At 59.9% G+C, this 12,694-nt stretch carries 13 protein-coding genes; 3 read left to right on the top strand and 10 right to left on the bottom strand.

Annotated features, from left to right (window positions below; genetic code table 11):
- Nucleotides 1-115 precede the first annotated feature (115 nt).
- Nucleotides 116-1,447, bottom strand: a complete 1,332-nt coding sequence (gene rimO / locus BLU26_RS03880; protein WP_092284038.1) for a 30S ribosomal protein S12 methylthiotransferase RimO — start codon at nucleotides 1,445-1,447, stop codon at nucleotides 116-118.
- Between the two features lie 223 nt (nucleotides 1,448-1,670).
- Here rimO and BLU26_RS03875 point away from each other — a divergent pair, with 223 nt between their 5' ends.
- The 3 genes from BLU26_RS03875 to BLU26_RS03865 all read left to right on the top strand — a co-directional run bounded on the left by BLU26_RS03875 (nucleotide 1,671) and on the right by BLU26_RS03865 (nucleotide 5,727).
- Nucleotides 1,671-2,183, top strand: coding sequence for a sigma-70 family RNA polymerase sigma factor (locus BLU26_RS03875; protein WP_092284036.1), 513 nt, complete (start codon nucleotides 1,671-1,673; stop codon nucleotides 2,181-2,183).
- Nucleotides 2,162-3,157 (top strand): FecR domain-containing protein, encoded by a 996-nt coding sequence (locus tag BLU26_RS03870; protein WP_092284034.1) that lies wholly within the window; start codon nucleotides 2,162-2,164, stop codon nucleotides 3,155-3,157. The genes BLU26_RS03875 and BLU26_RS03870 overlap by 22 nt, the downstream gene beginning before the upstream one ends.
- A 101-nt stretch (nucleotides 3,158-3,258) precedes the next feature.
- A complete protein-coding gene (locus tag BLU26_RS03865) occupies nucleotides 3,259-5,727 on the top strand; it encodes a TonB-dependent siderophore receptor (RefSeq protein WP_092284032.1) in 2,469 nt (822 codons plus the stop codon).
- A gap of 90 nt (nucleotides 5,728-5,817) precedes the next feature.
- On the opposite strand, the gene BLU26_RS03860 is transcribed toward BLU26_RS03865, so the two are convergent.
- From BLU26_RS03860 to BLU26_RS03820, 9 genes are all read right to left on the bottom strand, one after another.
- A complete protein-coding gene (locus BLU26_RS03860) occupies nucleotides 5,818-6,174 on the bottom strand; it encodes a DUF1428 domain-containing protein (RefSeq protein WP_092284030.1) in 357 nt (118 codons plus the stop codon).
- 26 nt (nucleotides 6,175-6,200) lie between these two features.
- Complete coding sequence (locus tag BLU26_RS03855) at nucleotides 6,201-7,466, bottom strand: RNA polymerase sigma factor (RefSeq protein ID WP_092284028.1); 1,266 nt, start codon at nucleotides 7,464-7,466, stop codon at nucleotides 6,201-6,203.
- Nucleotides 7,466-7,825: a YciI family protein gene (locus BLU26_RS03850; protein WP_092284026.1), complete on the bottom strand. Its 360-nt coding sequence runs from the start codon at nucleotides 7,823-7,825 to the stop codon at nucleotides 7,466-7,468. Before BLU26_RS03850 ends, BLU26_RS03855 begins: the two co-directional genes overlap by 1 nt.
- Before the next feature lie 10 nt (nucleotides 7,826-7,835).
- Entirely contained in the window at nucleotides 7,836-8,255 is a 420-nt protein-coding gene (locus BLU26_RS03845; protein WP_092284024.1) for a VOC family protein, read from the bottom strand.
- A 193-nt stretch (nucleotides 8,256-8,448) separates the two neighbouring features.
- The gene (locus BLU26_RS03840; RefSeq protein ID WP_092284022.1) at nucleotides 8,449-8,667 is read right to left on the bottom strand and encodes a YgdI/YgdR family lipoprotein; all 219 of its coding nucleotides are present in this window, start codon (nucleotides 8,665-8,667) and stop codon (nucleotides 8,449-8,451) included.
- A 238-nt stretch (nucleotides 8,668-8,905) separates the two neighbouring features.
- A complete protein-coding gene (locus BLU26_RS03835; protein ID WP_092284020.1) occupies nucleotides 8,906-9,124 on the bottom strand; it encodes a YgdI/YgdR family lipoprotein in 219 nt (72 codons plus the stop codon).
- A 206-nt stretch (nucleotides 9,125-9,330) separates the two neighbouring features.
- Complete coding sequence (locus BLU26_RS03830) at nucleotides 9,331-10,284, bottom strand: alpha/beta fold hydrolase (protein ID WP_197674529.1); 954 nt, start codon at nucleotides 10,282-10,284, stop codon at nucleotides 9,331-9,333.
- 27 nt (nucleotides 10,285-10,311) lie between these two features.
- Nucleotides 10,312-11,127, bottom strand: coding sequence for an SDR family NAD(P)-dependent oxidoreductase (locus BLU26_RS03825; RefSeq protein WP_092284018.1), 816 nt, complete (start codon nucleotides 11,125-11,127; stop codon nucleotides 10,312-10,314).
- A 15-nt stretch (nucleotides 11,128-11,142) separates the two neighbouring features.
- On the bottom strand, nucleotides 11,143-12,618 hold the full coding sequence (locus tag BLU26_RS03820; RefSeq protein WP_092284016.1) for a flavin-containing monooxygenase: 1,476 nt from the start codon (nucleotides 12,616-12,618) through the stop codon (nucleotides 11,143-11,145).
- Between the last annotated feature and the right edge of the window lie 76 nt (nucleotides 12,619-12,694).

The following is a 12,694-nucleotide window of genomic DNA, read 5'->3' as shown; positions in this document are numbered from 1 at the left end:
CGGGAGCCATCCCGGCCAGCGGTAGTGCGGTTGAGGCGGATGATCGAGATGAGGCTCGACCTGTCCGAATATGGTTAGCCTTGCCTGCTGTGGAAAGCAGGCGGTGCCGGCTGGCTTAGGCCAGGTGCGCCCAGAGGTCGTATTCGTCGGCGTCGGTGACGGTAACGGTGACCAGGTCGCCGGGCTTGAGCACTTCGTCGGTATCGATATACACGTTGCCATCGATTTCCGGCGCGTCGGCCATGGAGCGAGCGATAGGGCCTTCTTCATCCACTTCATCAATGATGACTTGGATAGTCTTGCCGACTTTCTGCTGCAGACGTGCGGTAGAAATGGCCTGCTGGTGCGCCATGAACCGCTCCCAGCGATCCTGTTGCACGTCTTCCGGTACCGGGTCCAGGCCCAGATCGTTAGCCGGTGCGCCTTCTACCGGCGAATACTTGAAGCAGCCCACGCGGTCGAGTTGCGCTTCGGTCAGCCAGTCGAGCAGGTACTGAAAGTCTTCTTCGGTTTCACCCGGGAAGCCGACGATAAAGGTCGAGCGAATGGTCAGCTCGGGGCAGATTTCGCGCCAGTTCTTGATCCGCGCCAGGGTCTTGTCTTCAAAGGCCGGGCGCTTCATCGCCTTGAGCACCTTGGGGCTGGCGTGCTGGAAGGGAATGTCGAGGTAGGGCAGGATCTTGCCTGCGGCCATCAGCGGGATCAGCTCATCCACGTGCGGGTAAGGGTAGACGTAGTGCAAACGTACCCAGATGCCCAGCTCGCTCAAGGCTTCGCACATTTCAGTCATGCGCGACTTGACCGGGCGACCATTCCAGAAACCGGTGCGGTATTTGATGTCGACGCCATAGGCGCTGGTGTCCTGCGAAATAACCAGCACTTCCTTGACGCCGGCCTTGGCCAGACGCTCGGCTTCGCTCAATACATCACCTACCGGGCGGCTGACCAGCTTGCCGCGCATGGAGGGAATAATGCAGAAGCTGCAGCTGTGGTTGCAGCCTTCGGAAATCTTCAGGTACGCGTAGTGGCGCGGGGTGAGCTTGACGCCCTGTGGCGGTACCAGGTCGATCAGCGGGTTGTGATCGGCGCGCGGTGGTACAACCTCATGCACGGCATTGACCACCTGCTCGTACTGCTGCGGACCGGTAACGGCCAGCACGCTGGGGTGTACATCGCGAATAGCGCTTTCTTCCACGCCCATGCAACCGGTGACAATCACGCGGCCGTTTTCGGCGATGGCTTCGCCGATGGCATCCAGCGATTCAGCCTTGGCGGTATCAATAAAGCCGCAGGTGTTGACCACCACCACGTCGGCATCTTCATAGGTGGGCACCACCTGATAACCCTCGGTGCGCAGCTGAGTAAGAATGCGTTCCGAGTCGACCAGGGCTTTGGGGCAGCCGAGGGAAACGAAGCCGACTTTAGGGGCAGACTGGGTGGTGGACATCAATGACCTCGCGGGGCGGCATCAGGTGATAGCCGTAGCTGAAAACGGCGTATTCTAGCGATCTGCCTTGCCCCATTCCAGCTTTGCCAGTCGCCGTCCGTCCCGCCATTTGCTTAACCATTCCCATTATTGTTTGACAGCGATTGCGCGGCGCCTTTTTACTGCCTACAATGCGAACAATTCTCATTTATATTGTTTTGATCCGCTTTACGAGAGGGAGCTCATGACATCCAGCGACAGTGCAAGGCAGCAGTGCGGCGCGCTCTATATTGAGCACCACCGCTGGCTGGTTGGTTGGCTGCGCTACAAGCTGGGCTGCCTGCATGATGCTGCCGATCTGGCGCAGGATACCTTTGTGCGCGTGCTCAGCTCCCGCGAGCTGCAGACTGAAGAGCCGCTGCAAGAACCGCGCGCCTTTCTGGTCACGGTGGCGGGGCGCCTGGTCTCGAACCATTTCCGTCGCCGCTCGCTGGAACAGGCCTGGCTGGAGACGCTGGCGGCGCTACCGCCGCAGCAGGTCCCCTCGCCGGAGGTGCAAACCAGCCTGCTGCAGAGTCTGCATGAGGTGGACGCGATGCTGGACGGTCTGGCGCCGCGCGTGCGGCAGGCCTTTTTGTTGGCGCAGCTGGAAGGCTGTACCTACGCGCAGATAGCCGAACGGCTTGGCATCAGCGTACGCACGGTTAAACGCTACATGGCGGAGGCATACGAACAATGCATCATGCTTACTCTCTGAACGGGATGGATCAGACCGACAAGCTGGATCGCGCGGCGGTGCGTGAGGCGGCCGGCTGGCTGGTGCGATTGCACGAGGAACGCCATAACCCGCAGACACTAGCGGCGCTGGCACGCTGGCGGGCCAGTAGTGAGGAGCATGAGCGCGCCTGGCAGCGCGCGCAGCTGGTGAATGACAAGTTCGGGCTGATTCCGGCACAGCTTGGGATGCCGGTGTTGGGGCACGCCTCCAGCAGTTCACGGCGGCGCGCGATCAAGGCGCTGGTATTGCTGATGACCTTTGTACCCGCGTCTTACGTCGCCTACCGACATTCTGCCTGGCGCGAATGGACGGCCGATTACGCCACTCGTACTGGCGAGCGGCGCAGCCTGTCGCTCAACGATGGCACTGAACTGGAACTCAATACCGACACGGCGCTGGACGTTAAATTCGATGCAGTGCAGCGGCTGATACGCCTGCATCGCGGGGAGGTGCTGATTGATACCGGCGCCGATCCCCGGCGCGCGGATGAAAGTTTCCGCCCGTTCTGGGTACAGACGCGACAAGGGCGTATTCGCGCCTTGGGTACGCGCTTTGTGGTACGCCGCGATCACGACATTACCCGCGTGCAGGTCTACGACGGCGCGGTGGAGGTACAACCGGCCAATGCTGGCGCAAGGCAGGTGATTCAGGCTGGCCAGCAGTTGAGCTTCAGTGCCGAGGCGGTGCAGTTGCCGCGCCCGGTGGACCCCCATGGCGCTGATTGGGCGCGCGGGTTGCTGGTGGCCCAGCAGATGCCACTCGGCGAGTTTATCCACGAGCTGGCGCGCTATCGCCCTGGTTTGCTGCGCTGTGATCCGGCGATTGCCGACCTGCGCATCAGCGGCGCATTTCAATTGGATAACACCGATCAGGTGCTGGCTGCCTTGCCCGCCACGCTGCCGGTGCAGGTGGTGTATCGCACGCGCTTTTGGGTGTCGCTGACTGCGGCCTGAGGTCGTGCCCCATCAACTTGGCAAAAAGAGTGTCCCCTTTTTTCAACTCGCGTGTCATTCCCATAGACAACTCATCTATTTCAGCTTCAGGAGTTTATGGAATGACGCATGCTTTTTCTCGCCAACGGGTCGCCGGAGCGCACTTTGCCAGGCTGCCGCTGCGCGCAGCCATCATTGCCGTGTCGCTACTCACCAGCGTGGCCCAAGTTCAGGCTCAGGTGCAGACCCAGCCCGGCGGCGTTGACGCGCAGCGCAACAGTTATCAGGTTGCTGCGGGAACACTGGCCAATGCGCTAACCGATTTTGCTGCCCAGGCGGGCGTCACAGTGCAGTTCAAGCCATCATTGACTGAGGGGCGTCAGTCGCCCGGTCTGCGCGGTGAATACAGCGTTACTGAGGGCTTCGCCCGCTTGTTGCAAGGGAGCGGCTTGAGCATTGAGCAGCACGGCAGCCGGGTTTACGTGCTCAGCGCGGCTGGCACGGATGCCGCGCTGCTGGCACCGCTCACCATCACCGGGCAGCACGCAGTGCACTTGCCGAGCGCGGCAGCCGGTAGCATCGTGGCTACCACCTCAGCAGCCGGTACCAAAACCGGTACGCCGCTGATACGCACACCCCAGGCGGTGAACGTGGTGACCCGCGAAGAGCTGCAGCAGCACGGCGCCAACAATGTGTCCCAGGCGTTGCAGTACACACCGGGCCTGGTCAGTCAGTATGGCAATGCCGACGTGCGGCATGACTGGTTCACCGTGCGCGGCTTTACGCCGGGGCGTTATCTCGATGGCTTGCGCCTGCCGTTTGGTGTATTGGGTTACGCGCAGCCAAAAATTGCCAGCTACGGGTTGGAGCGGGTAGAGGTGTTCAAGGGCCCTGCCTCGGTGCTCTATGGTCAGAATGCTCCCGGCGGCATGATCAATATGGTCAGCAAGCGCCCCAGCGTCGCCCCGGTGCGGGAAGTCTATGCCGAGTACGGCAGCTACGATGCGCAGCAAGTGGGTTTCGATCTGGGCGGCGCGTTGACTGACAGTGGCAACCTGCTGTATCGCCTGGTCGGCCAGTTGGGCGAAAGTGACTCGCGGGTGGATTACCTCAATGAGGAGCGCCAGTTCATCGCTCCCTCGCTGACCTGGCTGATTGGTGATGACACGCAGCTGACTCTGCTGGCGCAGTATCAGAATATCGACTCGGATGGCGGTGGTGCCCAGCCAGCGCTGCCTGCGGTTGGCACGCTCTATGGTGGCTCCCCCTACGGCAAACTGGACGCCGATACATTTATCGGTGAGCCGGGCTTTGATCGCTTCAGCAATGAGCAAATGATGGCTGGCTGGGAGTTTGAGCACCAGCTTAACGAGGTATGGCAGTTGCGCCAGAACTTGCGCGCCTCGCGTGTGGATACCTACACCCAGCGCGTGCAAGCCTACAGTATGATCAGCCCGACGGTGTTGGCGCGTTACGCCTGGGCCTTCCCGGAAGACTCCACCACCTTCACCGTGGACAATCAGGCTATCGCTCGCTTTGCGACGGGGTCGGCTGAGCATACGCTGCTGATCGGCGCAGATTATCAGCACGAAGACGCGACCTACGATGAGCACTTCCAGGGCACCAGCGTCAGCCCGATCGACCTGAGCACGCTGGAGTACAGCGGCGATGCGGTAAAACCGCCGTTGACCACCAGGCGCGAACAGGACCGTTACCAGGCTGGGTTGTACCTACAGGAAGAGCTGCAGCTGGCCGGTTGGACCTTCAATCTGGGCGGCCGGTATGACCTCGCCAAGGCTGACAGCAAAACTACTGATGTGCTGGCGGGCACCAGCAGTACAGTGGATCAGGATGACGAAGCTTTCACTGGTCGTTTTGGCCTGGTTTATGAGTTTGCTAACGGGATTGCGCCCTATGCCAGCTATTCGCAGTCATTCGCTCCGACTGCCGGGGTAGGCGCCGACGGCAACGCATTGAAGCCCACCGAAGGCGAGCAGTATGAGCTGGGCGTGCGCTATCAACCGGCCTCGGGTAGCAGTCTGTGGACGTTGTCTGTTTATGATCTGACGCAGCAGAACGTGCTCACCCGCGACCTGCTGACCAACGTACGCTCGCAAACCGGTGAGGTGCGCGTACGCGGTATGGAGCTGGAGGGCAAGATGGCTCTGCGCCGCGGGCTGGATGCGAGCGTTTCCTACGCCCTGACCGACAGCGAAATCACCCGAGATGGCAATCCGACGGTTGAAGGCAATGAACAGCCTTTTGTGCCTAATAAACAGGGCAGCGCCTGGCTTAATTATGTGGTGCAGAGCAGTGCGCTGCGCGGGCTCGGGTTGGGCGGTGGCGTGCGCTATATCGGCAAGTCGTACGGTGAGGTGGCCAATAACTTTGAATCGCCGAGCGTCACGCTCTTTGATGCGGTGCTGAGTTATGACGTGGGCGCGCTGAGCCAGTCACTCGAGGGTGCGCAGCTGTCGTTGAGCGCCAACAACATAATGAACAAAGAATACGTGTCTTATTGTATTTCCAGTACCGGCTGTTTCTACGACGGCGGTCGAGTGGTGACTGCCCAGGTCAAGTACAACTGGTAGCGGCAGGTCTAAGGTGGCAACCCGATAGGCTGTTGCCCGCTAAGGCGGTATTGCCAGCTGCCTGCCTGCGAAACGCAGGCAGGCAGCCGTTCAGTCGATCACCACCTTGAAGCCACCAAAGATCAGCCGCTTGCCATCAAAGGGCATGTTCTCCGGCGTCATCTGGCCTTCGAGCCTGGGGTCGGCCATGACCAGGGCTATTATGCGGTCGCGCTCTTCGCGTGAGCTGTATCGAATCCAGGAAAATATCACCATTTCTTCCGGCTCTAGCTTGACGCTCATCGGGAAGGAAGTGTGCTGCCCATCGGGCACATCATCACCAACGCATTCGACGTACTCCAGTGCGCCGTGCTCCATCCAGACCGTTTTGGCGATCTGGGCGACGCGGATGTATTCATCGATCCTGGCTTTGGGTACGGGAACCACAAATCCATCTACATAAGACATATCAGCCTCCTCGGGCGGTTGAACAATCAAGGTGCACAAGCTTGTCGATCGGGCAGGGGCGAATTCGACAACGCCATTGCCGACTGCATTTCCTGCAGGCGCCGCGCGAGGAAGCGCTGCTCCAGCTGGTTGTTTACCAGTACCAGTGCTGCACGGTACTGGTCGGCCGCCTCGGCCGGCCGACCCAAACGGCGCAACAGGTCGGCGCGGGTCGCCGGCAGCAGGTGATAGCTGGGCAGATGAATGTGCTTGAGTAGTGCCAGGCCCTGTTCGAGCCCATCGGTCATGGCGATCGCCACTGCCCGATTGAGGGCTATGATCGGCGTTGGCTGTTGCTGGTAGAGCAGGCTGTAGAGGGCGGCAATGTGCCGCCAATCCGTTGCTGCGCTGCTGGGCGCCTGGGCGTGCAGCGCGGCGATGCCCGCCTGCAAGGTATAGGCGCCAGGCCGGCCCTGCTGGAAAGCGCGGCTGGTATGCCGGCAGCCAAGCTCGATCTGTTGCTGGTCCCATTGGCTGCGGTCCTGATCCTCAAGCAACACCAGGTCGCCCTGGCTGTCGATGCGCGTGGCGCGCCGCGCATCGTGCAACAGCATCAGGCCCAACAAGCCGCGCGCTTCGGCCTCTGCGGGCAGCAGCCGTACCAGCAGGCTGGCCAGGCGGATGGCCTCCTGGCAAAGGTCATTACGCACCATTTGTGTACCGAAACTGGCGCTGTAGCCCTCGTTGAAAATCAGATACAGCACCGTCAGGACGGGTCGCAGCCGCGCCGATAGTTGCTCATCTGCGGGGATCTGAAAGGGAATGCCGGCATCGCGAATCTTGCTCTTGGCGCGCACCAGGCGTTGCGCCAGCGTGGATAGCGGCACCAGCAGGGCGCGGGCAATTTCGTCGGTTTTCAGGCCGCCCAGGGTATGCAGCGTCAGAGCCACCTGGCTGGTTTGCGGCAAGGCTGGATGGCAGCAGGTGAACATCAGCCGCAGGCTATCCTGCGGTATATCCTGATCGTCCTGATCTTGCGCCAACTGGTGCAGGTGAAAGGCGAGGGCATCGCTCTTGTCCCGTTGCGTGATCAGGTGGCGCTGCTGATCAATCAGTTTGTGCTGCGCGGTGCGGCTGAGCCACGCCGCAGGGTTGGCTGGCAGGCCATCGCCGGGCCATTGCCGCAGGGCGGCCTCAAAGGCGGTCTGCAAGGCATCTTCGGCCTGGTCAAAACTACCGCTGCGGCGGATCAGGCCGGCCAGCAACTTGCCGTACTCGCTGCGGTAGAGTTGATCCAGCGTTGGCGTGGTCATTACAGCTGATAGGCCGGGTCGAGCGGCCGTACTTCAACCACGCCGCCCACTGCCAATGGCGGGATGCGCTTGGCCAAAGCCAGCGCCTGGTCCAGGTGTTCGCACTCGATCACGTGAAAGCCGCCGAGCTGTTCTTTGGTTTCGGCAAAGGGGCCGTCGGTGACGATCAACTCGCCCTGTTCCTTGCGCAGCGTGGTGGCAGCGTGCGTCGGCAGCAGCTTGCCGCCACCACGGTAATGCCCGGTGGTGACCATCTCCTGAATCAGTTTGTCGTAATCGTTCATCACCGTCTGGCGTTGCTCGTCGGGGAGCGCAGCCCACAGGGCTTCATCGATGCAGCACAGCAGCATGTATTGCATGGTGTTCTCCTCAAGCCTGGGTATCGAGCGCGCAGGTGCAGTTGATCATCCACTGGATGCCGAAGCGGTCGGTGAACATGGCAAAGCCTGTGGACCAGAAAGTCGCCTGCAAGGGCATGCTGATCTGGCCGTCGGCCGACAGGCTGTCGAAGCGGCGCTGCGCTTCTTCCAGATCGTCACATTGCAGGGCAACCTGCATGCCTTGTGGCGCTTGATAGACCGACGGCGGTACGTCGCAGCCCATCAGGAAAAACGTTCCATTGCTCAATGACACGTGCATGATGCGGTCTTGCATCACGGCGGGCATCTCATCGGCCATGGGTGAGCCGGCGTAGGGCATGGCCTCCAGTTCGCCACCCAAACAGGCATGGTAGAAGGCGAAGGCGTCGGCGCAATTGCCGTCGAAGGACAGGTAGGGCGTCAGCTGCATGGCGAGTTCCTCATAGGACGCGGTGGCGGGCGTTATTGCCCGGCGTCACATTTACGTCGAGTGAGCAAATGAGTTTTCGACAGCAAGCGTAGTTCAGATAGCAGGAAAAGGTAGATGAGGGCGCGAAGAGGTCGAAGAGGGAGAGCCGGAGTGCGGTGATGAGCCATTGCGGCTCACCACCACTGTGCTCTGGCTAGCGTTCGATAACCGATTTGACGTCCGACTGCATGATGGTCGCTTTGCGGCCTTCTGCGTCCTTGTATTCGACCATGCCGGTCTCGTTATTCAGTTTGGGCTTGCCATCGGTGGGAATCATCTGGCCGCTAGTGGTACTGATGATGTACTCACTGGAGCAGGCCGTCAGAGAGATGGCGGCGAACAGGGCGAAAGCGACGAGCATTGCGTGTTTCATGGTGACGCTCCTATACGGAATTTAGCTTTCCTGCTTTTTTTATTGCCTTACAGAGAATAGACGCAATTTGATGAAACGCCGCAAGCAAGGCAGCGAGACTGCATTTTTGTGACAGGGCTATCGTCGGGCGTGTATAGAGCGGGCGGCGCCTTACAGATTTATGCCGGGCAGATCGGCGGGGAGGGCGCACATAAAAACGCCGGCTCGGGGCCGGCGTTTCGGTTCACAACCTCGGTTATCAGCGCTCGATGATTTCTTTCACATCGGACTGTTTAACCTGGTTGTCGTAACCCTGCTCATCTTCGTACTCGATCATGCCGGTGTCTTCATCGATTTCCGGCTTCTCGTTACTCTGAATCATTTCCCCGTCTTCGGTGCGAATGATGTGGTCATTCGAGCAACCCACAACGGCCAGCATGGCGACGGCACCCAGCGCGGCAAGTTTCCATGGTTTCATAAGATAATCCTCTCACTGTGGCTTGTGCAAAATGTACACATAGATGACAGGCTTATGACCGTAAAGGTTCAGTTTGCAGGTTAAATTGGCGCTATTTCGCCGAAAACCTCACAAAATACGCAATGGGTGTGTGTATAAATTGAACATTCAGCGGGATTTGAAATCAGCGCTGCGCCTTTTTAGCAACCTGGGCAGCGCTGTTGTGTTTACTCAGCCACAGCCGAGCGCAGGGACTGCCGGCGAATGAATTCGCTGGTGAGATCGGGCTGGGTTATAGGAAGCATGTGACCGCCATCAACCAGCTCAAGTTCCGTGCCGGGGAGGGCGTCGGCCAGTGCCTGGCCCTGTTCCTGCGGATCGAGAATGCGGTCCTGGCGGCCATATAGCACGCCGACTGGCAGGGCAATCGCGCCATAGCATTGCTGCATGGCCGGCAGGGCGGCGTTCAGCGCATAGGCGTCGGATGAGGCAGCGACGAATTGGCTGGGACGCATGCCCAGAAAGCCACCGCCGCGGGTCGGGAAATCCTTGGGTACGGCTTCTGGCCCGAATACCAGCTCGGTGACCTTGTCACGATTACGGATCGACAGCGGTATCGCCACGGTCCAGCCCACCAGCTTGCGCAGCCACAGATAGGGGATATTCAGCGCGGCGAAAGCTTTGGAGGTTTCTTTCGGTTTGTGCGTCAAGGGGGCAATCAGCGCCAGACCCGAGACCTTGCCTGGATAGCGCAATGCGGTTGCCAGTGATACGGCGCCGCCCAGTGAGTGACCGACCAGCAGCGGCTTGTCGAGACCCAAAGCGTCTATCAGGCCGGCGACGATATCGGCCTGTACGTTGAGCGTTGCCGCTGAGCGCGGGTGCCTGACCGAGTAACCGCTACCCGGCCTGTCGATGGCGATTACCCGATGGGTCTTGGCCAGATCGCCGAGCACCTGGTAGCCGAAATTCTGTGCTACGCCACTCAGCCCGTGAATCATCACCATCGCCGGGCCCTGGCCCTGCTCCAGGTAATGTACGCGGGTACCCTGGATAGTGATGAAGTTGCCCTCAGGCGGCATGCCGGCTTCCACTCGTTTGCTGATAAGCCAGGTGAAAACAAACAAGCCGAGCATGACCAGCAGAACAACAATGATGATTGCATTGAACAGATAACTCACGATGAATTCCTTGTGCTGGCTTCAGTGTCAATTGTTGCGGGTGGCAATACCTGGCAGCAGGCGCCAGTAGTTGACCGGCAGCAAGCGTTCAAGCCAGGAAAGAATCAGCGCATCGTTGCCGACGATAACCCGGGGCTTGTCGCGCTCGATGCCGCGCAGGATGATATCCGCCGCCTTGGGCGGTGGCATGCGCAGCAGCTTTTTGGCCTGCGCGAGCTTCTCTTGCCGTTGCGCTTCGGTCGCCTCGGCAGGACCGCGAGCACTGGTAGCGATGGCGGTGGCAACGCCGCCGGGGTGCACAACAGTCATGCCGACATTGCTGCCTTCAAGTTCCAGCCTGAGCGAGTTGGAAAAGCCGCGCACGGCAAATTTGCTCGCGCAATACGCGGTGTTCTGCGCCGGGGTGATCAGGCCGAACAGGCTGGATACGTTGACGATTCGCGCCACCGGGCGCTCGCTGAGCAATGGCAAAAAGGCGCGGCACATGCTGACCACGCCGTCGAAGTTGATACGCATCAGCCAGTCGAAGTTTTCCTCCGAGGTTTGCGCGAAGGTACCGCCCAGCGCGACGCCGGCGTTGTTTATCAGCAGGTCTACCTTGCCATGTTCTGCCATCACCGCTGCCGGCAGGGCAGCTACGGCTGCTCTATCGGCGACATCAAGCGGATGTTCACTGGCCTTGATGCCAAACGCGCGGGCCTGGGCGGCGGTCTCTGCCAGGGCCTCGGCATTCAGGTCTGCCAGGGCAAGGTGGCAATGCTGCTTGGCCAGTGCCAGGGCAAGGCACCGGCCTATGCCGCTGCCGGCACCAGTCAGTACGGCAACACAGTTGTTAACTTGCATCGTTGCTTATCCTTCTTATTTGAATTGCATTATGCCGTCATCAACGCGGCCGTATTGAATGGTGAGCTTGTCTGCCAGGTAGCTCTGGTAGACCTGCCAGGGTTTGCGGTCGCCCTGTTTTGGTAAAACATGCGCGCCCCGCTGAACGTAGCCGGAGGTGAAGTTGAGGAACGGCATGTTCTGTACTGCTGGGTCGCGCCGAGCGACAGCAATGCGGTAACCCTGGCTGTCCATATGGCGCAGCAGCCGGCAGGTGTAGTTTGAGGTCAGCTCGGCCTTCAACGTCCAGGATGCATTGGTATAGCCAAAGGTCAGAATCAGGTTGGGAATATCGCTGAGCATCATGCCCTTGTAGGACATGCGCTCCGCGACAGCGACGGTTTCGCCGTCCACGCTCACCTGCACGTCGCCCATGGCATTCAACCTCAATCCGGTGGCAGTGACGATGATGTCTGCTTCGAGCTCTTCACCGGATGACAGGCGAATGCCGTTCTCGGTAAAGGACTCGATGGTGTCGGTTACTACCGAGGCGCGGCCAGCGCGCAGATCGTGGAACAGATCGCCGTCCGGCACTGCGCAGATGCGCTGGTCCCAAGGCTTGTAGGAGGGGATGAAGTGTTTTACATCGACCTCAGAACCCACCTGGGCTTTGGCCATCTGGATCAGTCGCATCTTGAAAAAATCGGGCTTTTTCAGTGCGAGCCGATGATAGAAAGAGCCAATCAATACGTTCTTCCAACGGGTCAGCCGGTGCGCGGTGGGCATTGGTAGCCATTTCTGCAACGACTGCGCGGTACGGTCGCTCAATGGACGGGCAACCACATAGCTGGGGGAGCGCTGCAACATGGTGACATGTGCTGCGGTTTTCGCCATTGCCGGAACCAGGGTGACGGCGGTGGCGCCACTACCGATCACCACGACGCGCTTGCCGCTGTAGTCGAGGTCGGTTGGCCAAAATTGCGGGTGAATGATCTGACCCTTGAACACCTGCTCCTCGGGAAACTCGGGGCGGTATCCTTCATCGTAGCTGTAATAGCCGGCACAGATCGACAGCAGGCGCGCTTGATAAACTTCTTCCTGTTCGTTGCCTGATGGGTCTGTGGCAAGCGCGGTGATGGTCCAGAGCGCAGCCTCGGTGGACCAACTGGCGCTGATGACCTTGCGCTGAAAGCGAATGTTATGGGTAATGCCGGACTCCTCGGCGATGTCTTCGATATAACGCTTGATGTCGGCGCCATCGGCAATCGCTTTGCGGTGCGTCCAGGGCTTGTGACTGAAGCTCAGGGTGTACATGTCGGAATCGGAGCGAATACCGGGATAGCGAAACAGGTCCCAGGTCCCGCCTATGGCTGCACGGCGCTCCAGGATCAGGTAGCGCTTGTCCGGGCATTGATCGGTCAGCGCGTGGGCGGCGCCAATGCCGGACAAACCTGCGCCAATGATCAAGACGTCCAGCGGAGCAGGGGCAAATTGTTGTTGTACTGTACTCATGGTGGTATCCGTGGTCATATCCGTGCGATAGGTTGTGGTGACAATCTAGATTGTCATATATGATTTGGCAATCACT

This window comes from Halopseudomonas sabulinigri, assembly GCF_900105255.1.
Classification (GTDB): domain Bacteria; phylum Pseudomonadota; class Gammaproteobacteria; order Pseudomonadales; family Pseudomonadaceae; genus Halopseudomonas; species Halopseudomonas sabulinigri.
Note: the sequence above shows the minus strand (reverse complement) of the source record. Positions and strands in the feature narration are given on the sequence as shown.

Bases quoted from the DNA above. Each gene is read 5' to 3' on its own strand.
- rimO (WP_092284038.1), bottom strand. From the start codon at position 1,447: ATGTCCACCACCCAGTCTGCCCCTAAAGTCGGCTTCGTTTCCCTCGGC.
- BLU26_RS03875 (WP_092284036.1), top strand. From the start codon at position 1,671: ATGACATCCAGCGACAGTGCAAGGCAGCAGTGCGGCGCGCTCTATATT.
- BLU26_RS03870 (WP_092284034.1), top strand. From the start codon at position 2,162: ATGCATCATGCTTACTCTCTGAACGGGATGGATCAGACCGACAAGCTG.
- BLU26_RS03865 (WP_092284032.1), top strand. From the start codon at position 3,259: ATGACGCATGCTTTTTCTCGCCAACGGGTCGCCGGAGCGCACTTTGCC.
- BLU26_RS03860 (WP_092284030.1), bottom strand. From the start codon at position 6,174: ATGTCTTATGTAGATGGATTTGTGGTTCCCGTACCCAAAGCCAGGATC.
- BLU26_RS03855 (WP_092284028.1), bottom strand. From the start codon at position 7,466: ATGACCACGCCAACGCTGGATCAACTCTACCGCAGCGAGTACGGCAAG.
- BLU26_RS03850 (WP_092284026.1), bottom strand. From the start codon at position 7,825: ATGCAATACATGCTGCTGTGCTGCATCGATGAAGCCCTGTGGGCTGCG.
- BLU26_RS03845 (WP_092284024.1), bottom strand. From the start codon at position 8,255: ATGCAGCTGACGCCCTACCTGTCCTTCGACGGCAATTGCGCCGACGCC.
- BLU26_RS03840 (WP_092284022.1), bottom strand. From the start codon at position 8,667: ATGAAACACGCAATGCTCGTCGCTTTCGCCCTGTTCGCCGCCATCTCT.
- BLU26_RS03835 (WP_092284020.1), bottom strand. From the start codon at position 9,124: ATGAAACCATGGAAACTTGCCGCGCTGGGTGCCGTCGCCATGCTGGCC.
- BLU26_RS03825 (WP_092284018.1), bottom strand. From the start codon at position 11,127: ATGCAAGTTAACAACTGTGTTGCCGTACTGACTGGTGCCGGCAGCGGC.
- BLU26_RS03820 (WP_092284016.1), bottom strand. From the start codon at position 12,618: ATGAGTACAGTACAACAACAATTTGCCCCTGCTCCGCTGGACGTCTTG.